This is a genomic window from Shewanella frigidimarina NCIMB 400 (genome assembly GCF_000014705.1).
Lineage (GTDB): Bacteria > Pseudomonadota > Gammaproteobacteria > Enterobacterales > Shewanellaceae > Shewanella > Shewanella frigidimarina.
In genome coordinates, this window is the sequence record NC_008345.1 from 880,475 (window position 1) to 906,021 (window position 25,547).

Annotated in this window: 20 protein-coding genes; 12 read left to right on the forward strand and 8 right to left on the reverse strand. The window is 41.1% G+C overall.

The window, feature by feature from the left end; all coding sequences use genetic code 11:
- Window positions 1-169: 169 nt before the first annotated feature.
- The 7 genes from atcJ to SFRI_RS03935 all read left to right on the forward strand — a co-directional run bounded on the left by atcJ (window position 170) and on the right by SFRI_RS03935 (window position 6,301).
- Entirely contained in the window at window positions 170-454 is a 285-nt protein-coding gene (gene atcJ / locus SFRI_RS03900; protein WP_011636232.1) for a cold adaptation protein ActJcold adaptation protein ActJ, read from the forward strand.
- A 7-nt stretch (window positions 455-461) separates the two neighbouring features.
- Window positions 462-989, forward strand: a complete 528-nt coding sequence (atcA, locus tag SFRI_RS03905; protein WP_011636233.1) for a cold adaptation protein AtcA — start codon at window positions 462-464, stop codon at window positions 987-989.
- Window positions 986-1,741 (forward strand): cold adaptation protein AtcB, encoded by a 756-nt coding sequence (atcB, locus tag SFRI_RS03910; RefSeq protein WP_011636234.1) that lies wholly within the window; start codon window positions 986-988, stop codon window positions 1,739-1,741. Before atcA ends, atcB begins: the two co-directional genes overlap by 4 nt.
- A gap of 11 nt (window positions 1,742-1,752) precedes the next feature.
- Window positions 1,753-2,646 (forward strand): cold adaptation protein AtcC, encoded by an 894-nt coding sequence (gene atcC, locus SFRI_RS03915; protein WP_011636235.1) that lies wholly within the window; start codon window positions 1,753-1,755, stop codon window positions 2,644-2,646.
- A gap of 429 nt (window positions 2,647-3,075) precedes the next feature.
- Window positions 3,076-4,253 (forward strand): IS3-like element ISShfr6 family transposase gene (locus SFRI_RS03925; protein WP_086019740.1). Its coding sequence is split into 2 segments (ribosomal slippage): window positions 3,076-3,334 and window positions 3,334-4,253, totalling 1,179 coding nucleotides; the frame shifts between segments, so codons are not numbered across the junction.
- A 187-nt stretch (window positions 4,254-4,440) separates the two neighbouring features.
- Window positions 4,441-4,833 (forward strand): VOC family protein, encoded by a 393-nt coding sequence (locus tag SFRI_RS03930; protein WP_011636236.1) that lies wholly within the window; start codon window positions 4,441-4,443, stop codon window positions 4,831-4,833.
- A gap of 238 nt (window positions 4,834-5,071) precedes the next feature.
- On the forward strand, window positions 5,072-6,301 hold the full coding sequence (locus SFRI_RS03935) for a dicarboxylate/amino acid:cation symporter (RefSeq protein WP_011636237.1): 1,230 nt from the start codon (window positions 5,072-5,074) through the stop codon (window positions 6,299-6,301).
- Window positions 6,302-6,334: 33 nt separating this feature from the next.
- Here the strand turns inward: SFRI_RS03935 and SFRI_RS03940 are convergent, their stop codons facing one another.
- Window positions 6,335-7,528: a GGDEF domain-containing protein gene (locus tag SFRI_RS03940; RefSeq protein ID WP_041412782.1), complete on the reverse strand. Its 1,194-nt coding sequence runs from the start codon at window positions 7,526-7,528 to the stop codon at window positions 6,335-6,337.
- Between the two features lie 670 nt (window positions 7,529-8,198).
- On the opposite strand from SFRI_RS03940, the gene SFRI_RS03945 reads away from it, so the two are divergent.
- Window positions 8,199-8,732, forward strand: a complete 534-nt coding sequence (locus tag SFRI_RS03945) for an NUDIX hydrolase (RefSeq protein WP_041412783.1) — start codon at window positions 8,199-8,201, stop codon at window positions 8,730-8,732.
- A 101-nt stretch (window positions 8,733-8,833) separates the two neighbouring features.
- Here the strand turns inward: SFRI_RS03945 and proC are convergent, their stop codons facing one another.
- Genes proC through putP form a run of 4 tightly spaced genes read right to left on the reverse strand, consistent with a single transcriptional unit; the run spans window position 8,834 to window position 13,611 of the window.
- Window positions 8,834-9,712 (reverse strand): pyrroline-5-carboxylate reductase, encoded by an 879-nt coding sequence (proC, locus tag SFRI_RS03950; RefSeq protein ID WP_011636240.1) that lies wholly within the window; start codon window positions 9,710-9,712, stop codon window positions 8,834-8,836.
- Window positions 9,713-9,749: 37 nt separating this feature from the next.
- On the reverse strand, window positions 9,750-10,997 hold the full coding sequence (locus tag SFRI_RS03955; RefSeq protein WP_011636241.1) for a glutamate-5-semialdehyde dehydrogenase: 1,248 nt from the start codon (window positions 10,995-10,997) through the stop codon (window positions 9,750-9,752).
- Window positions 10,994-12,100: a glutamate 5-kinase gene (proB, locus tag SFRI_RS03960; protein ID WP_011636242.1), complete on the reverse strand. Its 1,107-nt coding sequence runs from the start codon at window positions 12,098-12,100 to the stop codon at window positions 10,994-10,996. The genes SFRI_RS03955 and proB overlap by 4 nt, the downstream gene beginning before the upstream one ends.
- Before the next feature lie 14 nt (window positions 12,101-12,114).
- Window positions 12,115-13,611, reverse strand: a complete 1,497-nt coding sequence (gene putP, locus SFRI_RS03965) for a sodium/proline symporter PutP (protein WP_011636243.1) — start codon at window positions 13,609-13,611, stop codon at window positions 12,115-12,117.
- Window positions 13,612-14,659: 1,048 nt separating this feature from the next.
- Between putP and acuR the strand changes: the two genes are divergently transcribed.
- Both acuR and acuI read left to right on the forward strand, forming a co-directional pair.
- Complete coding sequence (gene acuR / locus SFRI_RS03970; protein WP_041412785.1) at window positions 14,660-15,304, forward strand: acrylate utilization transcriptional regulator AcuR; 645 nt, start codon at window positions 14,660-14,662, stop codon at window positions 15,302-15,304.
- Window positions 15,305-15,351: 47 nt separating this feature from the next.
- Window positions 15,352-16,335: an acrylyl-CoA reductase (NADPH) gene (gene acuI, locus SFRI_RS03975; protein ID WP_011636245.1), complete on the forward strand. Its 984-nt coding sequence runs from the start codon at window positions 15,352-15,354 to the stop codon at window positions 16,333-16,335.
- Between the two features lie 228 nt (window positions 16,336-16,563).
- Here acuI and SFRI_RS03980 read toward each other — a convergent pair whose 3' ends face one another.
- The 3 genes from SFRI_RS03980 to SFRI_RS03990 are packed head-to-tail and all read right to left on the reverse strand — an operon-like array spanning window position 16,564 to window position 21,216.
- On the reverse strand, window positions 16,564-18,609 hold the full coding sequence (locus tag SFRI_RS03980; RefSeq protein WP_011636246.1) for a putative bifunctional diguanylate cyclase/phosphodiesterase: 2,046 nt from the start codon (window positions 18,607-18,609) through the stop codon (window positions 16,564-16,566).
- 4 nt (window positions 18,610-18,613) lie between these two features.
- Complete coding sequence (locus SFRI_RS03985) at window positions 18,614-19,144, reverse strand: YfiR family protein (protein WP_011636247.1); 531 nt, start codon at window positions 19,142-19,144, stop codon at window positions 18,614-18,616.
- A gap of 8 nt (window positions 19,145-19,152) precedes the next feature.
- Window positions 19,153-21,216 carry a TonB-dependent receptor plug domain-containing protein gene (locus tag SFRI_RS03990; RefSeq protein ID WP_011636248.1) on the reverse strand — a complete coding sequence of 688 codons (2,064 nt, stop codon included), beginning with the start codon at window positions 21,214-21,216 and terminating at the stop codon, window positions 19,153-19,155.
- Between the two features lie 321 nt (window positions 21,217-21,537).
- Between SFRI_RS03990 and SFRI_RS03995 the strand changes: the two genes are divergently transcribed.
- Window positions 21,538-22,053 carry a VF530 family protein gene (locus SFRI_RS03995; protein ID WP_011636249.1) on the forward strand — a complete coding sequence of 172 codons (516 nt, stop codon included), beginning with the start codon at window positions 21,538-21,540 and terminating at the stop codon, window positions 22,051-22,053.
- 364 nt (window positions 22,054-22,417) lie between these two features.
- Entirely contained in the window at window positions 22,418-25,000 is a 2,583-nt protein-coding gene (locus SFRI_RS04000; protein ID WP_011636250.1) for an acylase, read from the forward strand.
- The last annotated feature ends 547 nt before the right edge of the window (window positions 25,001-25,547 follow it).

Consider the following 25,547-nt stretch of genomic DNA (forward strand, 5'->3'; position numbering starts at 1 on the left):
GTCCTAAAAATTGCTGTCCTAAAATTGATGTCTTAAATGATTGCAACTTAACTTGGGTTTATGTTTGCTGCAAGCCTGTGAATGTTGATATAATAGCGGGCTAAAAAATTTATCTATTTACAGACTTTTTTATCTCGCAATCACTGCCACATCGCCTGCAGGAATAACTATGATTAACCACTTTAGCGTACTGGGCGTCAGAGCCAATGCCAAAGAAGATGACATAAAAAAAGCCTATAAACGTTTATCGAACAAGTATCACCCTGACAAATTACTTGGGGCGTCTGACGATGAAAAACAACAAGCATCTGTTCAGCTCCAACGAGTCAAAAAAGCTTACGAAGTGTTGTCAGATAAAAAGCAGAGAAATGCTTTTATCAATGATTTTAACAACGTAATTGTTACCGATCCTACAGCCGCTATGCGCGGGTTGTGGGACGAATATTATTCCTGAGTATCCCATGGCTAAACATCTTAATATCTCACGCATTAATGAGCTAAAAAATAATGCCAATGACAATATAGAATCTTACAACGACCCTGATACGCCAAATGCACTGGCAAAGTTTACTAGCCAAATCAGAGAGATATTGTTGGCCGATCCTGGGATGCTAGATTCAGTCCCTGAATATTTACCTGTCGCGCTTTATGAAAGAGTTAAGTTCTCGCCTGAGTCAAAGCGCCAATGGGCGCATTGGATTAGCTTGAATATTCACCCAAGCTGGGATGAATTTAAAACGACGATTGCGTTTAACAATGCCGATCTTCCTCTGGCGCTTGCGGTACGTAAATATAACGAAGATTTGCTTATCGAAAGTTGTGCCGTGGTGTATTTATTAGAGACTCAGGGAGATACAGCGCCCAAGCCTGAGGAAGATGATTCTGATGGTCTTCATGAGCATGAACGTGATGAAAACGATGATGACGACACGGACTATGATAGCGATGAAGAAGGTTATTATGACCAATATGATGAGGATATCGAATGAACAGTCTCATTGAAATAACAGCCGCTGAAATACAAGAGCTGGCTAATGTTGAGCCTAAACAGGCCAGCAAGAGATTTGAATTGATTGCGACATCAATGTCAGATGATCAGTTGGTTGAAGTTATCGAGAAAATGGATATCGTCACGCTGACACAAATTAATAGTCAGCATGATATTTCGTGCCCATCTATTATGTCTGAGTTAATGACTCCAGAACAGATCCGCGACATTGTCTGCCAGCAGCCGCTTTATTGGGAAGAAAAAATCAAAAGTAATGCCGAAGAGTTAATGCAGCATACTTTTGATTTTATGACTTATCTTATTCGAATCCAAGACAGTGAAGAGAAACAAACCGCAATTTTAGAGTGTTTGGCTGAAGATCCTGCTGCGCTGTTTTATCTATCGATTCCGTTTATCGAGCTTATTTTAGGCGGTAGCAGCGGTGATGACGATGAGATAAACGACACTTTTGATGATGAAGCGGATGAAGAAACCGTGGGTTACTCAGATTGGCAAGCCGATGAAGAGGCTCACAGTCTTAGCATCGATGACCCTCGTAGTTTATTAGCATTGATCCGCGATCGAGCGCCTAATGTTGAAAAGGCGATTAAGAACATGCTGCGTAACACCGGCTCTGACTGGCAGTTAATTATCAGCCAGTTTGCCAGCGAGTTAGTGATACAGGCGAAAGAAAAGAACCAGGTCACCGACGAGTATGCTGAAGTTGATGATATGTTTAGCTTTCTTGATTAAGGGTTCTGCAAATGCAATTGGTATTACGTGACGAAAATCAGGGTCCCTATCTGAGTCGGGTGTTGGCTTATGGCCGAACCGAAGAATTGCTCAGTAATGAGCAATTGGGACAGATCAAAGCGAAAGCCATTTTGATGAGCCTTAAGTTCGCTGATAAGTTTTATAACAAGTATAAAATGCATTTGCTTGAAGAAGCCGCGCAAGATGTCATTGGCATTGTTAGCATCGGCTTAATGGCATTATCGGACCAAAGTCAGGCTAATGCTATACGGTTGCTGCTGACTGATGACGGCGTAGTTAAGTCGTTCCAGAAGGGCTGGGGGATGCTAACTAAAGTTAGTCAACACAGGCTTCATGGTAAATCTGTTTATGGCGACGTGGATAAAGTATTGCTTGATCAAGTCTCGAGTCCACCTGATTGTGACGAATGGCAAGGCTGGGCTTACTACCAAGAAGCATTAGCTGAGCATAATCGCCAGCAATCTATTAATGCCTTATTGGCACAGTTCTACATTGTCGGCACTTTTGATCCAATGGATTATATTAATCTAGAAAGTACTCTGGCAGAAGCCGTGTTATATCGGATATTTTTTGACGGTAAAAAAGTCCGTCAAGATCTTAAACGACGCATGGCTCGTATAGAACTTAAAGATGAATGGTTTAACCTCGAGTTTATCGAGCAACAAACTAAGGCTGCTTTAGCTGAATTACCTAATGAGCTTGCTGATGCAATTCGTTTAGATTTAGGTAAGCATTTTAATGCTGCATTGTTGCGGACGCTGCATTTCTCTCGTAGCTATCAAGAGTTGGCCATTCAAAATGCCTCTCCTGAACGATTGGAGCGTCTGGAATACAAAGAAGGCTTAATTGGTCTACTTGGTTGGCCAATTTATATCGACTTGTAGTTTAGCTTTAGGAAGCTTGCGAGTGAGCAAGCTTCCTACATTCACTGATTATGTCTGCCATTATTTACTTCCGGATTGCGCATCACTATAAAACCTCTTATCACCGTTATGTTGTACATCATTTATACTCAACATTGAATTGACAACGTTTTAATCTTATGAGTAAATTATTCTAAGCCACTGTTTTAAAAAGCTTACTTAGAGGTTTCTTGTTGCAACGCTTTTCTTTCAAATTACACTTGTTGCAAATACGGCTGCTTCCCTATTCAACACTGACTTAATGGTTAACTTATTCATATAGCACAATATATGTAGGTTGTATCTTCTACTATCCGAGCGATACAGAGGTGTGGATTGTAGTGGCATAGTTATTTTGGCCACCTAAATAGAGGTGATATTATTACCTCGTACATGACTTTAGGTGAACACATGAGATCGATAACCAGAAAAACATTTAGTGCTGAATTCAAACTTGAAGCAGCCCAATTAGTCCTCGATAAAAACCATAGCATCATCGAAGCAGCAAAGGCGATGAACGTGGGTAAATCAACCATGGATAAATGGGTGAGACAGTTAAAACTAGAACGCCAGGGTGGCACGCCAAAAGCCTCTCCCATTACCCCTGAACAAATTGAAATCCGTGAACTGAAGAAACAGGTAGCCCGTCTTGAGGAGCATAATCTTATTCTAAAAAAGGCTACCGCTCTCTTGATGTCAGACTCGATGAACAATTTACGCTGATCAGCGCACTCAAGCAGAGCCACTCTATTCTCACAATTTGTAATGCATTCAAAGTGCATCGAAGTAGCTATAAATATTGGCTAAAAAGAAAAGAACATATCGATGCTGACTTTACTATTTTATGCAGTGAAGTGAAGGCCGCGCATCGTATTAGTAATGGCTCTGCCGGTGCTAGAACGATAGCGCAATTAGTGACTAACAAAGGGATTAATCTCAGTCGTTATCGAGCCCGTAATCTAATGAGAAAGCTTGGATTATTAAGCTGTCAGCAGCCTAAGCATTCTTATAGGAAAGCTGCACAAGAGCATGTAGCGATCCCAAACACGCTTAATCGACAGTTTGCAGTAACTCAACCAGATCAAGTGTGGTGTGGCGATGTGACGTATGTTTGGGTCGGTAATCGTTGGGCATATTTAGCCGTTGTTTTAGACTTATTTTCCCGCAAACCTGTTGGGTGGGCTTTGTCATTATCGCCTGACAGCGAGCTGACCTCTAAAGCCTTGAAAATGGCATTTGAGTTAAGGGGGAAACCTGAGAATGTGATATATCACAGCGACCAAGGTTCACATTACACAAGCTTGAAATTCAGACAGTTATTATGGCGTCTTCAGATTGAGCAAAGCATGAGTCGTCGCGGGAATTGTTGGGATAACGCACCAATGGAGCGTTTCTTTAGAAGTTTGAAATCTGAATGGGTACCCGCAAGTGGCTATGGGAATTTTACAGAAGCAGACAAAGCGATCACAAATTACATCACTGGATATTACAGTGAAACTAGACCCCATCAATATAATGGTGGGTTAACTCCAAATGAGTCAGAACGTTTATATTGGAATGACTCTAAAACCGTGGCCAATATTACTTGACCACTACAGGATAGTGTGGTGTCAATGGTATTAATGTTCACTGAAGAATTGTCTCGCTAATTGATTATCAAATAATTTTTGATAATGTTTAGCTTTTGTGGTGGTTCATTGGCAGTCATAATCCCAGTAATATAAGGCTTTGCTGATAAAGATCGTTAAAGTCGGCTATATTCTAAAAGGGTGTTGTATGAATATTCGCTTTGATCACTTGTCATTAAGTGCTAGAAATCCGCAAAAAATGAGCGATTTTCTCGTGGCGTTATTAGATTTAACCGTTGGTACTCGACCTAATCTTGAGTTTTCTGGTTATTTTTTATTTGCCGGTGACAAAGATGTGATACATATTTTTGCTAATCAGCAGCCAGATGTGAGCAATCAACTGTCGCAAAATGAGCAGCCGCAAAATATTGTTCATCATGTGAGTTTTTTCAGTGATGACTATCAAGATGTAATGGCAAGAATTGCCAAACTGGGCCTGCGCTATTCTATTAATGAAGCGCCAGGATCATTGATTAAACAAATTTTTGTTCGCGGCCCTGAAGGCCTCATTATTGAGATCCAAGCGTTGCCGAATGACTAATATGGTTTGTAGTTGTGTATGGTATTGGTTTTGTGTCATATTTTACCATTAAGTTAAGTCGTTTTTACGTCGTTGAGAGAGTGATGGTCGACAGTAATTGTTGATAATGATATTGGCTAACTAATTGATGGAGTTTATTTTACATCTGCTTTTCTGTTAGTTGTTAACGCGCTAATCGTTCTTTGGGCCGAGTCTGCTGCCTATTCCACCTTTTGTTTAATTGCTCCTAGGATCCAATATGCTGAGTAGCTTACGTGCTTATCGTTCGTCCATTATTTTACTGAGTGCCTTACTGCTGGGCGGATTGTTTGGCGGGTTATTTCCTGAGTGGGCTATCAAGCTTAAACCTATTGGGCAAATTTTCCTCAATCTATTATTTATGATCATCGTGCCTTTGGTTGCTGTGAGTGTGATGTCATCTATCGCTCACATGACCGATTTAAAGAAATTAGGCGCGATACTTGTGTCTATTATGGCAGTGTCGATTGTCATGGCGATTATTCCGTCAGTGGGCGTGGTGTTGTTGGCGTTAGCATATGATCCCGCGCAAGGGGTGACATTAGACTTAGCCAATACCGTAGATGCAGCTTCTGGCAGCATGGACTTTGTCAGCTTACTCACAACTAACGATTTTGTCGGGCTACTCTCTAAATCAAACATATTAGCGTTGATTATTATGTCGGTGATCGGCGGTGTGGCCATTGGTCAATCTGGTGAAGATGGCCAGAGAGTGGGGCGCATGCTAGACAGTTTAAATACTGTGATCATGAAAGTGATTTCGATATTAATGTATGTGGCTCCAATTGGACTTGGTGCTTATTTTGCCGCGACTATGGCAAGTCAAGATACTGAATTAATGGGGACGTTTGCGCGAGCTGTAGGGCTGTTTTTTGTGGCGATGGCTATTTACCTAACGTTAGGTTCGACCTTATATGCGTGGATTGGCGGTGGTGCACAAGGTGTGAAACGTTTTTGGCAACATATGCTCGAACCAGCTGTGACGGCATTAGGCACTAGCTCGTCGTTAGCGACATTGCCTGTGACTATTCGTAGTGCTGCTAAAATGGGCCTAAATGAGCAAATTGCAGAGATTAGCTTGCCGTTGCTAGTCAATCTCAATAAAGGTGGTGCAGCCGCTATTACCGCGCTAAAAATCGTGTTTATTTATTCGTTATTAGGGCTAGATTTTACGACCGATGTATTTATGCTGACGATTTTGATTTCGGTATTATCTGCGTTTGTGATTGGCGGAGTACCGGGCGGAGCATTTTTAGGTGAAATCTTTATTGTGACTACATTGGGTTTACCGATGGAAGTGATCCCTATTTTAGTCGTCATTGGGGCCATTACAGATGCAGCTTCAACGGTGGTTAATGTGGTACATGATTTAACGGCAACGCAAATCATTGAACGCATTAATGGTAAAAATTATATTGTGGCTACGCCAACGAGCCGCTTACAAGAGTAAGCTTCAATATTCTGTTAATTAATGTTTATCCGATCAAGCTGCTGCTACACAGTTTCGCCCGCCAGACTTTGCCGAATATAAGGCTTTGTCTGCGCGGTCAAGTAAGCTGTGGGCTGAATCTTCTAGCCTGTACTGAGCTACACCTAAGCTGATTGTTAGCTCCATTCCTTTAATATTTTGCATGGCAATATATAGCCTTAACCTTTCGGTTAACTCAATCGCATCAGCTAATGTCGTGTTGGGTAACACCACCACAAATTCTTCGCCGCCCCAGCGTGCTAATAAGTCGTCGTTGCGCATTTGGTTTTGCAATAACTGCGCGAGTTGGCATAGCACTTTGTCTCCGATTAAATGGCCGTGATTATCATTAATTTGCTTAAAATGATCGATGTCGATAATCGCCACAGAAATAGGGTATTGAGTGACGGCTTGTTTACTGAGTAAATCTTGAGTGGTTTGATGGTTTGTCAGTGGATGGTCATCGGCATAAGGCTGGTAAATAATCGGTGCTTCGTCTGTTTGTTTTATCGCGTTAGTAGTCTCTGTTGTCATAGAGGTATTAGCTGCTGGTGTGGTCAGCAGTGTATCAAGCGCGAAATCGAGTTTTTCACGGTTATATAGTCCGGTGAGTTTATCGGTTTCAGCCATTTTTTGAATTTCTAAATTACGTAATGCCAGTTTTTTATAAGCGGAAAAGCGGGTTTTTTCGTAAAACCTAAACAGTAAAATTTGCGCAACACACACTTCAATAACGTTGAATAATGAACCTTTGCTAAACGTCACAGGTTGAGGATTCTGCGTTTGCAGGTAAACGAGAAAAGCACACACACTAAAGCAGATACATGAAATAAATGTGCCCCAGGTTCGTCCGATAAGAAAAAATGAAAAAGGCGGAATAAGAGTCGCCCAAAACAGTGAATGAGAATATCCCTTGGTCGATATCACAAATAACATAATCAAACTGGCTACCATGAGAGTAACAGCCCATGCGGTTATCTTTACATGTCCCGTACTGCGAAATCGATAGTAAATGCCCAATGAAATAACTAAGCCTGAACCGTCGAGTAAGGCATATTGATAACCTTCAAAATAGAACAAGTTGATCAGAGTCAGAATGATAAAGTAACTCGTGGTAATGAGTAACGAATGCTCGATTAAACGGATACGCCAATAATCAGGGTGATCAGGTGGATACTGAGAGAATTGTTTGTACCAATATTTAATCATAAGCAATTTCCGAAGTGACATTAAGTGAACGTTAATCTTTGTAACTTGATCACCGTATCATTCAATCCTTGAAAAGTGATACTTCAGCATAGGTAAAATATTAAAAAATAACCGTCTATTTAGACGGTTATTTTAAGGTATAGGTATGACAGGACGATTATAATTTATAGTTTTGTTTCAATTAGCTTAAGAATGTCAAAGCAGGCGCCCAAGGTATGATAATCAGTATTGCCGAATGGACTTTTTAGGTTATCTATCTTTTGGTTGTCTTGAGTTAGCATGCTAAACCCAGCACCGGATCTATGAGCGACCATGTGTTGCTACGTGCAATGCCAAATTTTGTCAAATGGGTATTTAACAGTGGCTTTTAAACTGTGGTTTTCAAACTTTGGTTATTTAACTGAAAGTACCTAGCAAAGAGTATTTGACTGGAAGCATTGAGCTAGCAGTATTGAATTAGACGTTTTGCGCTATAAGTATTGAGGTAAGAGTACCAAAGTCGCTTGTTGTGAATAATCAGCTTCATAATTGATTGTTATTATTTGGACTCAAGTTGCCATTACAAGCACTGATATGCCGCCCTACAAGTGATTTTAACTTATACGCCAAACTTGAAGCATATAGTTAGGCAACGTATCATGCGCTTTTTATTGCGATGAGCCCTTCTATAATGCGCCACTTAACCACTCGTTATCATTCCGACACCCCAGCAGATTTTGTTGCCGCGAATCACCAAACGATGCTAACGCGGCTTGCTGCTCGTGCCATTGTGATGCGTAATAATCAAATATTAATGCTTTACACCCAGCGTTATCATGACTATTCATTGCCTGGTGGTGGCGTTGATGTAGGTGAGGAGATAGAGCAAGGGCTGATCCGTGAGTTACAAGAAGAAACTGGCGCTCAACAAATTCGCAATATTAATCCATTCGGCTTATATGAAGAATATCGCCCTTGGCAACGAGATGGTTATACATCGGTTAATATGCTGTCTTATTGTTTCACTTGTGATATTGACAGCCAGCTGGGGGGAACCCAGTTTGAAGCTCACGAAATTAATAACGGCATGATACCAGTATGGATTGATATCGATGAGGCTATTGGGCATAACCTTGACACTATCGCCAACAGCAGCAAAAAAGGCTTATCGATTGAACGAGAAACCTTTCTGCTGAAATTGATTAAACAAGAGTTACTGAGCTAGCCTTAAGCCATTGTGGCTTAGCAAAGTAGCATATGGCTTATCACATAGCCAAGTGGATGGTATTAACATCAGCTAAGGTCTGCAGCCCCCTCACAGCTCCGTTAGCCTATAGACAATTCTTTGGCTCTTGTCGTTGCGCACGCCATTGCGCTGGCAACTAGATCATCAAGATCACCATCCTGAAATGCCAATATTGCCTGTTCCGTCGTGCCTTTAGGTGAGGTCACCTGGTGACGTAAACTTGCCAAATTATGCTGACTGTTCATCGCCATTGATATAGCTCCCATGGCACTCTGCAGCACAGCTTTAGCGGCTATTTCTGGCGGCAATCCTTGTTCAATTGCAGCTTTTTCCATGGCTTCTAAAAATAAGAATAAATACGCCGGTGAGCTACCCGCAGCCGCCACGATGGTCGACATTTGGCTTTCTTCTTTTAACCATACGGTTTCACCTACAGCGCGCATGAGTCTTTCTGCTAGCGCAATGTCATTAGCGTGAGTGTCTGGGCCTGCATATAAACCTGTTAATCCTTCACCAATGGCGGTCGGTAAGTTTGGCATGGCGCAAATGACTTTAGGCGAAAAATGCAGTTTTTGGCGGAGTGTTGCATGTTTGACACCCGCGGCAATCGAGATAACGAGTTTACGGTTATCGTACTGCATAACTTCACTCAACTGCTCACACACTACAGGTACTACAAAAGGCTTAACGGCAACAATGATGACATCAGCAAACGCAACGGCAGCGGTGTTGTCTTGATGTACTTTAACATTGAATTTATCGATCAAGTCGTGTCGGGTGGTTTGGCTGGGGGCGCACACTAGAATATTGGCACTGTTATGACCTTGTTTAAGTAGGCCGCTGATTATGGCTCTTGCCATGTTGCCACCACCGATAAAGGCGATACAGGTATTGGGATCTAATGATTCATGTTGAGAGATGACAACCTCCGAAAATGTCGCTAAAAAAGAAAAGGCCACGCTTTCGCTTGGCCTTTGAATTGTGGTACCTGTTTAATTATGCGCGAACTTGACCTACACCGCTGACTAAGTATTTCTCAGTGGTAAGTGACTCAAGGCCCATAGGTCCGTAGGCATGCAATTTGCTCGTGGCAATACCAATTTCAGCACCTAAACCGAGCTCGCTACCATCAGAAAAACGAGACGATGCATTAACCATTACTACCGAGGCATCCACGGTACGTTGAAAACGCGTAGCCGTTAATTCATTTTGGGTACAAATCACTTCAGTATGATGGCTACCAAAGCGGCGAATATGATTGATCGCATGGTCAAAATCAGTGACTTGGCGAATGGCTATTTCTAAATCCAAATATTCTTGGCCGAAATCATCATCGCTAATAACGTTAGCATGCTCAAAGTATTGCTGGGCATTTTTGCTGACATTAATACGCACTTTATGTGCAGCAAGTTGGGCTGCCACTTTAGGTAAAAATTCTGCTGCTACATCTTGATGTACCAGTAATCCCTCTAGAGCATTACATACTCCAGTGCGTTGGGTTTTACCATTGAGCAATAAAGACATCGCAATATCGAGATCGGCATCTTTATCAACATACAAATGACAAACACCTTTAAAGTGTTGAATAACAGGAATTTTACTATTATCCGTAACAAAATTGATTAAGCCTTCGCCACCACGTGGAATAATGACATCAATAAAGTCACGTTGCTGCATAAGCTCTAGTAGTAAGGCGCGATCTGGATCGGGTATCACGGTTATCAGTGCTGGTGGTAACTGATATGCTTGCAATACATTTTGTAAAATAGAAGCAATGATTTTACTTGAATGTAGTGCTTCTTTACCGCCACGCAATATCACTGCATTACCTGATTTAAAGCACAATGCACCCGCATCAGCGGTAACATTAGGGCGTGCTTCATAAATCATACAAACAACGCCTAAAGGTACGCGCATTTTTTGAATGTTTAGACCATTTGGTCGCTCACATATTTCACGTACCATGCCGACCGGATCGGGTAATGATGCAACGGTTTCGATACCCGCGGCCATTGATTCAATACGTTCAGGTGTCAGTGTTAGTCGGTCTATCATTGCCGCGCCTAAATCCGCTTTTTCGGCATGGTCAAGATCCAATAAATTCGCTTTAATAATATCGTCGCTGTGTGCTCTAAGTGCACGGGCCATATCAACTAAAATGGTATTTTTAACTTTTTCATCTAATAGGGCTAGAGTTTGTGCCGCTGTGGCTGCTGCTTGCGATAAATCTTTAATTAAACTCATAGTTGCTCCAAAATGGCGATGTTTTTGTCAGAGATCAGTGGGCCCGTTTTTTGCTGGGCATTGTTGGCAAATTCACGATCTTCCTGGTCTGCAATAAAATGTAATAAACAACTACTGTAGTTTGATTTGGCTTTAGCCAATTTAGTACCATCGCCTTTGCGCACTAAAACAGTATCACCGACGGAAAAGTTGCCTCTTACGGCCACTACATCGTCTGTGGTTAGTTGAGTATCATGTTCTTCAAGGTCAGCGCTAAAGTCATTTTCGACAATTAACTCACCTTGAATTTGTGAGGTATGCATCATCCAATGCAAGTGTTCTTGCATCGGTACATCATACGGGGTGAATAAAGTGCCTGGATTTTGGCCCTTTAAAAGTTGATTGAATGTGTCCGCGTCAAAACCATCCACAATCATGGTTTCAATTCCGTGTGAAATCGCTTTCTCAGCGGCTTCAATCTTGGTTAACATGCCACCAGTACCTACGCTGCTCGTAGCACCGCCAGCCATAGCATAAATCTCAGCATTGATTTCACTGACTTGCTTAATTAGCGTGGCATCTTCATGTAAATTAGGGTTTTTAGTATAAAGCCCTTTTACGTCAGAGCAGATAATTAACGCATCTGCATCCGCTGCTGCGGCGACCATAGCTGATAAATTGTCATTATCACCCACACGTAACTTGGCTGCGGTAACAGCATCGTTTTCGTTGATAATGGGAAGTAAGCCATTGTCTAACAGGGTAAAAATAGTATTTTTAATGCTGATATAACGGTCGCGATCGCGTAAATCACCATGGGTAAGTAATAACTGCGCCGAAGGGAAATCAAATAACTTATCCCAAGTGGCCATCATATCGGCCTGGCCTGCTGCTGCCATGGCTTTTTTAAGCGAAATGCTTGGTTCTGCCGTATCAGGGAATCGATGTCTACCAGCGGCAACTGAACCTGAAGATACCAATACAACTTGGCATCCTTGAGCGCGACAGGTAGCAATAAACTGTGCAATACCTAATAAATAATGGCTGCTACAACCTTGTTGATGGGGCGCAATTAATGCGCTTCCCACTTTAACGACAATCCGTTTCCAATGTGAAGTTGACATAGTATTGTTCTCCATTACTGTTGCTCGGTTAAAACACGATTCGCTTCATGGAAGGTATCAACTGTTTTATTACAAGGATCCGAGTCAAGAGCACTGGCAATCCAAATCACTACACTACTAACAATAAAGCCTGGGATCATTTCATAAACCACGCTGGTTAATGCTTTTCCGTCGGCAAGCACAGGAGCATATATCCAAAAGAGGACGGTAGCAGCACCTGAAACAATACCAGCTACAGCGGCTTTATGAGTGAGATTTTGTTTGTATAAACTAAACAATACCAGTGGACCAAAGGCCGCGCCAAATCCTGCCCAAGCATTACTCACTAACGATAAAATACTGTTAGAGCGATCCAGTGCTAGTAAACTTGCCACAATGGCAACTCCAGCAACACCATAACGGCCCATTTTAACCATTTCTTTATCCGTTGATTCTTTCTTTGAAATCACCCGATAGATATCTTCAGTTAGCGAGCTTGACGATACTAATAACTGTGAAGATATGGTGCTCATAATCGCGGCTAAAATAGCTGCAAGCAAGAAACCACTGATTAAAGGATTAAACAGTAATTCTGAAAATATAATAAAGATGGTTTCAGGATCACTGACTTTCATGTCAAATTTGTTGGCATAGGCAATACCGACTAGACCTGTAGCCAGCGCACCAACGATAGTGACTGTCATCCAGCTCATGCCAATTCTTCGTGCGGTTTTGATATCCGAGACTGAGCGGATAGCCATAAATCGTACAATAATATGTGGTTGGCCAAAATAACCTAATCCCCAAGAAAGACTGGAAATTAACCCGAGCATAGTGACATTTTGCATCGCATCAGAAAAATGCGGAATAGACTCATAAGCAAAGCCCATCATTTTGTCTGCGCTACTAAACTCTTGATACGCAACCACGGGTACTAAAACTAAGGCAATAAACATAATACAGCCTTGTACAAAGTCCGTCAGACTTACGGCTAAGAAGCCACCGAGTAGGGTATAAGACACTACTACAGCAAGGGTGACGATTAACCCTAGTTCATAACTTAAATCAAATGCTGATACAAATAACTTTCCACCAGCGACAAGCCCAGCTGATGTATATAAGGTAAAGAAGATAACGATGATAACTGCTGCGATAATACGCACATGACCGTTAGGTGCATGGAAGCGCTTAGCAAAAAACTCAGGAATGGTCAGGGAGTTATCTGCAACTTCGGTATAGACCCTTAATTTAGGTGCTACAACAAGGTAATTAACCAATGCACCAATTAATAGACCTAATGCAATGTAGATGGTTTCAAAGCCAACCAAGAACATAGCCCCAGGTAAGCCCATTAGCATCCAGCCACTCATATCGGAGGCACCTGCTGACAGCGCGGTAACTTGTGGGCTGACTTTACGGCCACCCAAAATGTAACCCGATACATCGCTTGTTGATTGTTTATACGCGAACAATCCAATGCCTAGCATTACCAGGAAATATATTGCTAATGAGACATAGGTTAAGTAATGCATGAATTATTTTCCTCCTAACGCTTTGTGATTTTGAATCCCGCTAGGTTTCAACATAACAAAGAGATAGGTGCTTAGAAGGGCACATAAACAAAATAATTGTGAAGCCTCTTTCAGCTTTAGTGTAGCGGTATTCAACATAGTGGTAATGAGATTTTCTTCGTTTGACGTGTCCGTTGACATAATGTCCTCCTGGGTGCGGGCTAATCGGCTTATTGTTAATTTATTTTTCATTCAACAATAAAAAACCACCAAACTAGTTAGTGGTCTAACTATATTAACATCATTTTAGGTAAAATTTCCAATCCAATCTCAGTTAAGTCAGTAATAAATGTTTTTTTAACAACTATTTAACGTCATATCGATATATAGCCAGCGACAATAATTATGTCGATACCACGCTGGCTACTTGGGTTGTGATAATAATTTCCTTATGTGTAGCTCATCTTTTAAATTTTTGATGGGGCTAAGTTAAGTTGCTGTATTAAATGTTTTATATATTGATTGTGTAGTGTGTGCTTCATAGGTTTAGCAGGATATTAGCTTGATATAGATGCTATAGAGTGCGTATTGTGCAGTGTAAACGTTACCAATATGGTGTTATTCGTAAGAGGACATGACACATTATTTTGCTATTAATAAGGTGTTTTTACGCAAGTGATTACAGTTCAAATGATTTGAATTCAAATGGTTTTAGCTCAAGTAACTATGCCGGAAATATTTGATCTTACCGGGTGACATGTGATGAATGACCGCTTCATTTTCAAACATTAGTAAGGCGACTGTTTCAAAATACTCATACTCATACTTCACGGCATGGATATGGTGGAATATCTATTGGCGACTTCAGTAGCAATAGTGGGTTAAGTTAGTGTGCTAGTTTAGTGATAACATTTCTGTGAGATTGGACCTTACTGGCTTATGTTAATGTTGTCCTCCCCCTGATATTAGTGGGAAACTGGGCTTCAAACCGCGATTTAATACAATGTTATTGCATTTAAATAGACGTTCGGTCTAATATTGGCCTATGAACAATTTAAGCTTAGATATAATGACGAGTCCACATACTAGTTCAAACCCTAAACCGCGCAGAGGTAGACCACCTAAAGTATCGCGAGATAATCCTGATACTCGGGCTGAGCTTATTCGTAGTGGTCTTGAACAATTGACAGAGCAAGGTTTTGCCTCATCGGGTATAGAACCTATTTTGAAAAAGGTTGGCGTACCGAAAGGCTCTTTTTATCATTATTTTGCGAGTAAAGAAGCCTTTGGCCAAGCGGTATTGCAGAACTATGCTGAATACTTTTTACATAAACTTGAGATCCATTTGCTCGATGAAGCTTATTTGCCGTTAACGCGAATTAGACATTTTGTTGAAGATGCTAAAGCAGGAATGATTCGATACCAATTTAAACGTGGTTGTTTAGTGGGTAATTTGGGGCAAGAAGTGGGCGTTTTACCAGAGAGCTTTAGGCCGCTTATTATCGAGATTTTTTTGAGTTGGCAAGCTTGTTTAGCTCGCTGCCTCAAGGCCGCACAATCACTTGGACAAATCGCTGAAACAACAGATTGTGATGCCCTAGCGGAAAGTTTTTGGGTTGGCTGGGAAGGGGCGGTAAGCCGCGCAAAGTTAGTTCAAGATGAACGACCGCTTGATAACTACTATGATCATTTTATGGCAGCGTTACCAAAGTAAAATTTTTTAATCATTAATAGACGATCAGTCTAAATTAGGAGTGCAGAATGTTTAATGGCATGTTGATCGAGAAAGATGACCAAGGTTACCGCACCACAGTGAAAAGCATTGATGAAAGCGTGCTACCTGAAGGTGATGTGACGGTAAATGTGCTTTATAGCACCCTCAATTATAAAGATGCGCTCGCGATTACCGGTAAAGCGCCGGTAGTGAGATCATTCCCTATTGTGCCAGGCATTGATCTAGTAGGCATTGTCGAACATAGCGATAGCGACAAATTCGTTACGGGTGATACGGTATTATTAAATGGTTTTGGGGTAGGCGAAACCCATTGTGGTGGCTTGGCCACTAAAGCCCGTTTAAAAAGTGAATGGCTTATTCCACTGCCAAAGGCATTTTCACCGCAACAAGCAATGGCGATAGGCACAGCAGGCTATACCGCAATGTTATGTGTGATAGCTCTTGAGAAAAATGGCGTAACGCCAGATAAAGGTGAGGTGCTTGTCACTGGTGCTAATGGCGGAGTAGGCAGTTTTGCTATCGCTATTTTAGCTAAGTTGGGCTATCACGTCGTCGCTTCGACTGGCCGAATGGATGAAAGTGACTACCTAAGAAAATTAGGTGCTAAAGACATTATCGATCGCACAACTTTGTCAGAAGCGGGTCGTCCATTAGCAAAAGAGCGTTGGGCTGGTGCTGTTGATTCTGTCGGCAGCCATACTTTAGCCAATGTGTGTGCCAGTACCAAGTATGGTGGAACGGTTGCCGCTTGTGGTTTGGCACAGGGAATGGATTTTCCTGCCAGCGTAGCGCCGTTTATTTTACGTTGTGTGACCCTAGCGGGTGTTGACAGTGTAATGCGACCTTTAGCTGACCGTATTGAGGCATGGCAACGTTTAGGTGAAATCCTGGATGTTGGTGTTTTCGATGACATTGTTCAGGAGATCAGCCTGACTGAAGCGATTGATGTGGCAAGTGATTTGTTAGCAGGTAAGGTTCGTGGCCGTGTGGTTGTTGATGTAAATCGTTAATCGAATGATTTTAATCGAAGGTATTTATCTAAATACTTTGTCGGTCTGTGCATAGCAGGCCGATTAATTTCTAGCACTATTGGCTGCACCATCTGGTACTTTATAACAGTCAGCCGTCTCGATAATCTTCTGCCACAGCCAGGTTTATGAATGCCTTTATTCGAAGATTTAATGCAGAAGTAAGATACTCAGAATACTATTTTTACATCACTATTTTCAGTTGTGTTATTACTCTGCGGCAAGTGTTGATGATCTGACATAACGGTCAATAAAATTTTGTGTCGGCATAGGTTTGGCAAATAAATAGCCTTGTAAGTAATCGCATGAAAGTTGTTGAAGTAACTGATGCTGCCCTATGGTTTCAACGCCCTCAGCGACCACTTTAACCTTTAAATGATGTGCCATGGTGATAATGGCTCGCACCAACGCAATACTATTTTCATTGCTTTCCATATGCTTAATAAATGAACGGTCAATTTTTAAAATATCAATATCGAGCCGCTGCAAATAGGCTAATGATGAATATCCGACCCCAAAATCATCAATGGCGATATCAATACCGTAATTGTTGAGTCGCAGCATTTGTTGTTGAATGGGTGAGTCTGGGTCCATCAAGGTATTTTCTGTCACTTCAATAATCATGGTATCGCGAGGTAAATTGAATTTATTGCACGCTAATATCCATTCATCGACCCACAAACCCTCATGATCAATTTGTAGCGGTGAGGTATTAACGCTCACTTGCATTTTGTTGCCCGACAACTGATAAAAATGAGCGGCATCTTCAATCGCTTGATTTCTTACCCAGTTACCAATTTCTTCTATTAAACCATTTTGTTCGGCCACTGGAATAAATTCATTGGGTCCAATAAGGCCGCGTTGTGGATGATCCCAACGGATGAGCGCTTCTGCCTTAGTAACTGTAACGCCGCATTGATCAAAAATAGGTTGATAAAACAACACAAATTGACCGAGTTTGAGTGCGATGCGGATTTCTTCGATAAGGCGACGTTTTTCAATGGCTTGTTCTTCAATAGCATGAGAGAAAAACTCATATCGATTGCGGCCTTTGCTTTTAGATAAGTACATGGCTTGGTCGGCATGTTTAACTAACGCTTCAACATTTTGGCCATCAGCAGGATAAAACGTGAGTCCGATGCTACCCGTCACATTAACTTGTACCTCTTCAATGCTAATGCATTGCATCAGGCTACTTTTCACTTTTTCAGCAATTGAGGCAGCGTGTTCTAAGTCACTCACATCTTCAATAATTAAAGTGAATTCGTCTCCGCCGAGTCGCGCAACCGTATCATGATCTCGAACGCACCCGCGTAAACGTTTAGCAACTTGATGCAGCAACCTATCCCCATATTCATGGCCTAAGGAATCGTTGATCTCTTTGAAACCATCAAGATCGATAAAAATTAACGCAAAAACCATGTGGTCAGTATCAATGAGCGATTGAAGTTTTTCATAGAAATAACGTCGATTAGGTAACAGAGTTAATCCATCTTGATAGGCATATTCGTGTAACTGGCTATTGGCATTTTCAAGTTCTCCAGTACGCAGTTTTACTTCAGTTTCAAGGGAACTCTCACGCTGTTCAATATTATCTAACATGCTATTAAAACATGTGGTTAATTGGCCAATTTCATCTTCAGACTGAATTTGAGCACGTAAACTGTAATCTTGTGATTCGGTTATTTTTTGCGAAATTTTAGCGAGGTATAACATCGGACTTAAAAATTTACGACGTAAAAATAATGATAGAAAAAAGCTGGCACAAAGGGATGATAAGAGTAATAGCACAATAAATTGGCCGTAAAACGAAATCCTATCAGTAATAATGCTGTCATCTACCGATATGTGTAAATCACCATAGTTTTGGTTGTCGAGTGTTAATGGTGTTATTACTTGGGTGATGTCATTGAGATCGTCATCAGTCAGAGTCATAGAAGGGCGCTTTGATAATGCTTGAGCTAAAACTGCGCCTTCAACATTAGTGACACTGACTGACAATACATCTGATCTTAACAAAATAGGATTAATCAGTTCTTGAATAGCATCTTGATCATCAAACAATAAGGCTGCGGTGATATTAGGTGACAGCATTTGCGATAAGCTGTGTAAACTTTCAACTTGTTCTCTTTTAGCGGAAGATAGCTCGAAGGCGCTAAATATTGATGTCACTGTCAGTGTAGAAATTAGGGCAACGCTCATTAAAATGAACTGCAATTTTTTACTGATAGTATTGAGTGCGAAAAATTGTTTCATAGCATTAATTGTTCACTACTCGACCTAGGCGCAATACTTTTGAACTCATCGTGATACCAGACAATTTTAACTTGTCGGGTGAGACTTCAAAACGAATTTTACCACCGGATAAAAAGAAACGAATATGGCCACCTTGCTCTATAAAGTTGTCAGTTTCACCGACGATCATGACATCTGCAAGATATTTATTATTCAATTGTTGCCAAGATTCAAGGGTGTCGGTTGTGATAAACAAGATATTGCACTGGGCTAAATTCGTTTCTGTGAGGCTCACTTCGACATTCTCTATCGGTAAATTATTGACTTTACGACCCTTGAGAATTGAGCGCGAGACACTGATAAAGCTATTATCAGGGCTGTACAGTGTAAAAGAACTGGCCGTATTAGCCTGATTATTCCATTCGCCGTAACGGGCAAAGTTAAATAAAAAACCAGCTTTTAGTGCATATTCTTTTTCAACAGCAATCGCGCCTTGGCTTATGGAAAGCAAAAGCGTTATTAATGATCCAAACAGAATACGTTTAATGGTTAACATCAAGTCAGTTAGAATTTCGCCGTAATTTTAAAAGTGACACTTTCATCTATAAAGGTTGATTGCGTGTACGTTTCACCATGATTGCCATACTCAAGATGCGTGCCTGCGAACAGGTTTTTGCCCATAATGGCGAAGGCCCAATTAGGCTGAAAAGCCCAATTCCAGGTTATATCGAGAGCGGTATAATTATCTGTTCGATAGGCATCACTATTTTCAACTCTGAGTGAAGCAAAAATATTATGTTGTTCAAAAAAATGTATATCAGCTTTAGTAAAGAGTTGGCGACTGGTTGAGTCATAGCCAATTGCGGGAAAAGTATTGTCCACTAAATCGTAATTAAAGGTGTTATAGCTATAACCTACTTCGGCAGTAAAGTTGTCTACCGGTTGCCATGATAAAACCACATCACCACCTTCAGTGGTAAGCCCGGCATTAGATACTAAGTTAAAGTTAATTGATGTTGTCGTTAATGCTTGTACTGCAGCATCAATTTGTCCAGCTTGTAACATTGTAAAAACGGGGATAAATTGATCGATATTAGGATCGATTTCGATCACGGCAACATTATCCGTGTCGGTATGATAAACTGATAAATCTAGCGCCCATGTAGTATCAGATAAACGATAGCCCATTTCATAAGATACCGACTTTTCTGACTTCACCTTGTTATTACCATTTAGATAAGTTCGGATGTAATAACGATCAATTTCGGGTATGCCTGTAGTGATAGGTGATACTTCTTCGACTCTTTGACCATCAATAATGTAGTTGTCGTTAAACATCAGTAACGACGGCACGAGAACACTTTTTGATACAGATAACCATACGACTTGGTTATTCTGTGGTTTCCATACTAACCTTGCTAACGGTTGGCTTTCCCAGCCAGTCAAATCGTTATGGTCAACTTTGACACCCACAATAAAGTCTAATTTATCTGCAATCACGTTATATTGAGCTTGTGCTAATGTTCCATACTGCTGAAGATTATCAAAACCACCGCCACTTTGTATAAAAGTACTTTGTGCAAATGAAATAGCGTTGTAACGATAATTTAGCCCCCAATCAAACTGCAAGTCTTGGTACAAAAAATTAATTTGGTAATCAAGATCAAATGATTCGAACTCTTCTTGAATATAAGTTTGCTCACCACTTTGCTTTAACCAAGATGTTTGTAGCATTTGGTTGGCGGAAGGTGAAATGCGATTTTCCAATCTTGCCATGATGCGAGCATCGGTACGATCTAAGCTACCGGTAAATGAGATATTGCGGTTACTGCTGTCAACGACACCATTAAAATTTTGGCCTAATGTTGACTGAGTGATATCACCTTGAATAAGACCAGACCATTGATCGTTAGGTGTGAAATCAAACCGTACTCCAGCTGATTGTTGCTCAGTAAAGTCAGCCGGCGCCATCTTAATGCCTTTGTCCGATGTCTGGCCATCTTTCACATGACCATAGACTCTAAAGCTGCCGTTATTACCGATATCGCCACCATAACGAAGGTTGGTATCAACATTAAGCTGGCTACCACTGCTGACATCAGCATATAGGCCCCGAGTATCAATGCTGTTTTTAGTAATGATATTAATAACGCCATTAGTGGCATTGCTGCCCCACAGTAACCCACCTTGGCCGCGGATAATTTCGATACGTTCAATATCGTATAACGGCACGTTCAGGGTTTCCCAATAAACGGCGGCAAACTCAGGTGTATATAAACTTTGACCGTCGATCATGACCAATAATTTGCTTGAAAATCGCGAAGCAACACCACGTGATGAAATCGCCCATTGATTATTATCAAGTTGCCTAACGGCTAATCCGGGGACCATTTTCAGCGCTTCTGGCACAGAAGTTACGCCTGAACGAGTAATTTGTTCTTTGGTTAATACGTATATAGATGAGGCGGTTTCAAAGGCTGATTGGGTTCTTTTCATCGCCGAAGTTACTTGTACATCCATCGCCATCAGTGAATCTAAATCCAAATCAAGGTCGCTAAGAGATTCTTCAGCTACAACCCAAGGCGAAATCAACATAAATAAGTACAATAATGCAGGTGATAACTTCAAGCCAATGTCCCCAAAAATCTTTGATAATGATGATATTTTTTATTTGTATTATTTTAACACACGCTGTTAACTAAATGTCAGTCTATCTCTTTCAATATACGGATTAATTTACCTTTTGTTAACGACTCAGTGGTTATTTTTAGGGCGATATCTGTGAGTATCATCAACAATTGATGAAAAAAACGATTGTGATCTGCTACTAAAGGTAATGAGTTTTAGTTAACTCGTTACCTTTAGTGTGAAAGATCAATAAAGACGATGGCGCATTTTAACGGTAAACTATACACATTATAGAGACAGCTTTTGAGGTCATGAGATAGCATGGTAGAACTGCAGCAAAATAATCCACTTCACGGTTTAAAATCAGAAACGATGATATCTGAGTTAGTGGCATTTTATGATTGGAAAATTCTATACGCAGCCTTGCGCCTAGAGTGCTTCAATACCAACCCTAATATGGACGCTTGTGTTAAGTTCCTAAAAAAGACGGAATGGGCGAGAGAGCGTGTTGAAAATTTTTATTTATATCGTTTCAAGCGTATGCCAAAAGGTAACTCAGCACAATTTGAATTAAAACCTCGTGAACGTGGTTTTGCTGACGGTATTTTACCGCGTAAGCCGCAGCCTTTAACGGTTGAGTTAGTTGCCGAAATGAAAGCCAAAGCAACGGCTGATTATGAACAAATGAAACATAATCAAAGTCGTTCATATGCTTCTTCGTCATCACCTTCATACTCCTCATCGAGTCGTTCAAATGACAGTGATGCAGCGACACAGCGTAGTAATCAAAATAAGCCGCAGCCTACATTTGATCCAAACAATCCGTGGAATAAATAACCACTAGACTGATCTCATGTCAACGTCGGCGCAACCCAACGATAATTGTATTATTGTTGGGTTGCGTTTTTTTATGGCTAAAAAAATTATAATTACTGTTTAGCTACATAGAGTTTATTGTTTAACTACATAGAGTTAATAGTGTACTCAAGTTTATTGAGGCTATTTCTATCAAGATGTAGACACACGAGAGAATGATTGCTTAAATAGCAATGCATGTCTTTGTTGTATTTAACAACAGCGCATTCGTTTCAAGGTGATTGGGATTACTTTGGCGGTGCTGTTAGCTTAAATTGAGGCATAAAGGATTAAGTACCTCATCCATTTTGCTGATTAGCATTGGGATACAACAAGGATAATAATAATGAAACTGAATAAAATTCTACTCGCTATCGGTATGGCTTCTAGCGTTGCGATAGTGGGTTGCGGTGATGACACTCAATACGGTAAAACCCCTCAACCAGATCCACAACCCGAAGTCGTTACTCCTCCTTTACAAGCTTTTGCTCCTAATGGCACCTTAAAAGTTCAAATTCGCCGAACTCAATATGGTGTACCACACATTACAGCCGACAATTTAGAGAGTCTTGGTTTCGGTAATGGTTATGCCCAAGCACAAGATAATTTATGTGTGATAGCGGATGGCTTTATTAAAGCCAATTCTGAACGGTCGATGTACTTTGGCCCCCATGCATCGATTGACTTTACAACCGGACTTCCAACCAGTGAAGATAACGGTAACTTAATTTCTGACTTTGCCTACAAAGCATTGAAAATCAGGCAGCTTGCAGAAAACCAATATCCACAGTTTAGTTATAATTCGCGTGCATTAATGGAAGGTTTTAGTGCGGGTTATAATCAGTATCTAGCTGATGTAGAAGCCGGCACTCAAACCGGTGAGCCATTTTGTGCTGGTCAACCGTGGGTTAAACCTATTAGCGGTGTCGATGTAGCAAGCTATCTATTTTCCATCGCGCTATTACCTGGGGCGGCAAACTTTTTAGATTTAATTTTTTACGCCAACCCTGGCGATGCTCAAGAGTATTTACCGCGTATTGTTGGACCAGCCCCGTCCACTGCGCAAACTGCGTTTGTGCAGGATATGAACAACAAATTAATCGCACGGTCTGCAACCATTACCACACCGGAAACTAATCCGCGAAATTTGGGCTCTAATGGTTGGGGTTTAGGAAAGGATAAAACCGAAAATGGTAAAGGCATGGTGTTGGGCAACCCGCATTTTCCGCATACCGGTAATTTACGTTTTTGGCAGTCGCATTTGACTATACCAGGGCAAATGGATGTGATGGGTGGCTCGTTAGCCGGTATGCCTGGATTGGTTAACATTGGTTTTAATAAAGATGTAGCCTGGACCCATACCTTTTCAACCGCAGAACATTTTGTAATGTATAACCTTGAGTTAGTTGCTGGTGATAGATTGCAATATATGTACGATAATTCGCCGATGCCAATCAACAAAGAAACGGTTTCGGTATTAGTTAATGCAGGCCCCGCTGGCATGTTGGTAGCACAGAAGGATATTTACACCACAGCCAAAGGTCCGATGGTTGAAGCACCACCAACATTAGCGCCATTTGGATGGGACGATGGCCAGGCTTTCTTTATTCAAGATGCCAACATGGCCAATAAAGATCCGCTCGATCATTGGTTAGCCATGAACCTTGCATCCAATAAAGATGAGTTTCAACAAGCGTTTAAAAATTATGATGGGGTGATTTTTAATAACACCATGTATGCAGATAAAGAAGGCAATGCGTTTTATATTGACGACTCAACCGTCCCGGGTTTTTCTGACATAGTGGTCGATATTATTAAGACGACTCCAGCGATACAAGCGGCGAGAGCCCAAGCAGGGTTTACTATTCTACCCGGTAATACCTCGGTATTTAGTTATGATTCGCCAATGCCATATGAACGTGCGCCTAAGCTTGAACGTACAGACTTTGTGCAAAACTCAAATAACTCCTTTTGGTCTACTAACTTAGCGGCACCGCTCGAAAACTACTCTCCTTTATACGGTCCAGAACGAGGTCAATTATCGTTACGTACTCGTATGGGCTTAACCTTAATGGAAGATGCCGCGGGTGATGACGGTAAATTTAATATTGAGGAATTAGAGGCGGCTTTATTATCCAATCGGGCTTATCTTGCTGAATTAGTGTTACCCGACTTAATTAGCCAGTGTGAGCAACAAGGGGCTACGCCGGTGATGGTTAGCGCAACATTGTCTAAAGATGTTTCGGCATCATGTGCCGCGCTAAAGGCGTGGAACGGTAAACAAGATAACGACAGCAAAGGCGGGGCGTTACTTCGAGAGTTTGCCCATCAGTTCAATCAAAACACCATGTTAACAGAAGCTTTTGATTATATGAGTGCGGCAACCACGCCCAATAAGCTCAACACAGATGGTAGTGCATTAGTGGCTTTAGCTCATGCAGCTTTGAATCTTGAAGCGGCAGGTTTTGCGGTTGATGTTGCGTTAGGGGATGTGCAATTTGTTGAAAAGTCACTTCCTGATGGTACTGCATCTGGGGTTAAGTTACCTTGGCCTGGTAGCCATAATGCGGAAGGTGGCTTTAACGTATTCTCGACCAGTTTATCGGGCGATGACACCTTAATTCCTCAGCATAAATATAGCCCTGTTATGGATGTTGTTTCTGGTAATGCTACAGCATCAGGATTAACGGCTGAAGGTTACCAAGTGCGTTATGGTTCAAGTTGGATGATGACAGTGAGCTTTACTGATGATGGTCCTAAGGCAAAGGGCATTTTGACCTATTCAGAGTCTAGCAATGTGTTGAGTCCAAGTTTTTCCGATCAAAGTGAGTTGTATTCTTCGACAAAACAATTACGTCCATTGCTATTTACTGAGGCAGAAATCCAAGCATCAGTTGAATCTAGCATCGAGCTAACCCTACAAAAATAGACTAACGGTTCATTCTGGTTGAGCTTACAAAACTAAAACCTCACTGATATTTGTCGGTGAGGTTTTATCATTTTAATAAGTGAATGAACAAATAACAGCTTCGGAATAGAATTGTCTAGATTGTTCGCATCAGAATGAGTAGGCATTGGGGATCACTTGATTTAGCAATAATGTAAGACGTATTACTTCGCTTGCCACCTATAAAGATGTCTTTTAGATAGTGCATTTACAACGACGTAATTATCTTGGGTGTTTAAATGGTTAGCTAGCCCTTACTTTTTTGTGGGAATACGAAGCACTACCTGAAGTCGCGATGTGAACAAGTGATTATGCTTGAATTTTTTTGATGAATGAATATGGCTAATAAAATGGCTAATTTTAAAGGAGTAAGGGTAAGCCATTAACAGGCTTATAGTTTATCGTAAAAGCGAGTATATATGCATGAAAAGTGATTGGTAGCAATCCCTACTTTGGTATAACACCCCGTTGCTTGACCTATAAAGCTAACTGAAACAAACTCGACATTGAATATATTCCTATAAATAAT

Excerpts from the sequence above, each read along its gene's own strand:
- atcB (WP_011636234.1), top strand. The coding sequence starts at position 986 with ATGAACAGTCTCATTGAAATAACAGCCGCTGAAATACAAGAGCTGGCT.
- SFRI_RS03985 (WP_011636247.1), bottom strand. The coding sequence starts at position 19,144 with ATGTTAACCATTAAACGTATTCTGTTTGGATCATTAATAACGCTTTTG.
- acuI (WP_011636245.1), top strand. The coding sequence starts at position 15,352 with ATGTTTAATGGCATGTTGATCGAGAAAGATGACCAAGGTTACCGCACC.
- SFRI_RS03940 (WP_041412782.1), bottom strand. The coding sequence starts at position 7,528 with ATGATTAAATATTGGTACAAACAATTCTCTCAGTATCCACCTGATCAC.
- atcJ (WP_011636232.1), top strand. The coding sequence starts at position 170 with ATGATTAACCACTTTAGCGTACTGGGCGTCAGAGCCAATGCCAAAGAA.
- SFRI_RS03995 (WP_011636249.1), top strand. The coding sequence starts at position 21,538 with ATGGTAGAACTGCAGCAAAATAATCCACTTCACGGTTTAAAATCAGAA.
- SFRI_RS03930 (WP_011636236.1), top strand. The coding sequence starts at position 4,441 with ATGAATATTCGCTTTGATCACTTGTCATTAAGTGCTAGAAATCCGCAA.
- SFRI_RS03955 (WP_011636241.1), bottom strand. The coding sequence starts at position 10,997 with ATGAGTTTAATTAAAGATTTATCGCAAGCAGCAGCCACAGCGGCACAA.
- SFRI_RS03980 (WP_011636246.1), bottom strand. The coding sequence starts at position 18,609 with ATGAAACAATTTTTCGCACTCAATACTATCAGTAAAAAATTGCAGTTC.
- acuR (WP_041412785.1), top strand. The coding sequence starts at position 14,660 with ATGACGAGTCCACATACTAGTTCAAACCCTAAACCGCGCAGAGGTAGA.
- SFRI_RS03935 (WP_011636237.1), top strand. The coding sequence starts at position 5,072 with ATGCTGAGTAGCTTACGTGCTTATCGTTCGTCCATTATTTTACTGAGT.
- putP (WP_011636243.1), bottom strand. The coding sequence starts at position 13,611 with ATGCATTACTTAACCTATGTCTCATTAGCAATATATTTCCTGGTAATG.
- SFRI_RS03945 (WP_041412783.1), top strand. The coding sequence starts at position 8,199 with ATGCGCCACTTAACCACTCGTTATCATTCCGACACCCCAGCAGATTTT.
- proB (WP_011636242.1), bottom strand. The coding sequence starts at position 12,100 with ATGTCAACTTCACATTGGAAACGGATTGTCGTTAAAGTGGGAAGCGCA.
- SFRI_RS04000 (WP_011636250.1), top strand. The coding sequence starts at position 22,418 with ATGAAACTGAATAAAATTCTACTCGCTATCGGTATGGCTTCTAGCGTT.
- atcA (WP_011636233.1), top strand. The coding sequence starts at position 462 with ATGGCTAAACATCTTAATATCTCACGCATTAATGAGCTAAAAAATAAT.
- atcC (WP_011636235.1), top strand. The coding sequence starts at position 1,753 with ATGCAATTGGTATTACGTGACGAAAATCAGGGTCCCTATCTGAGTCGG.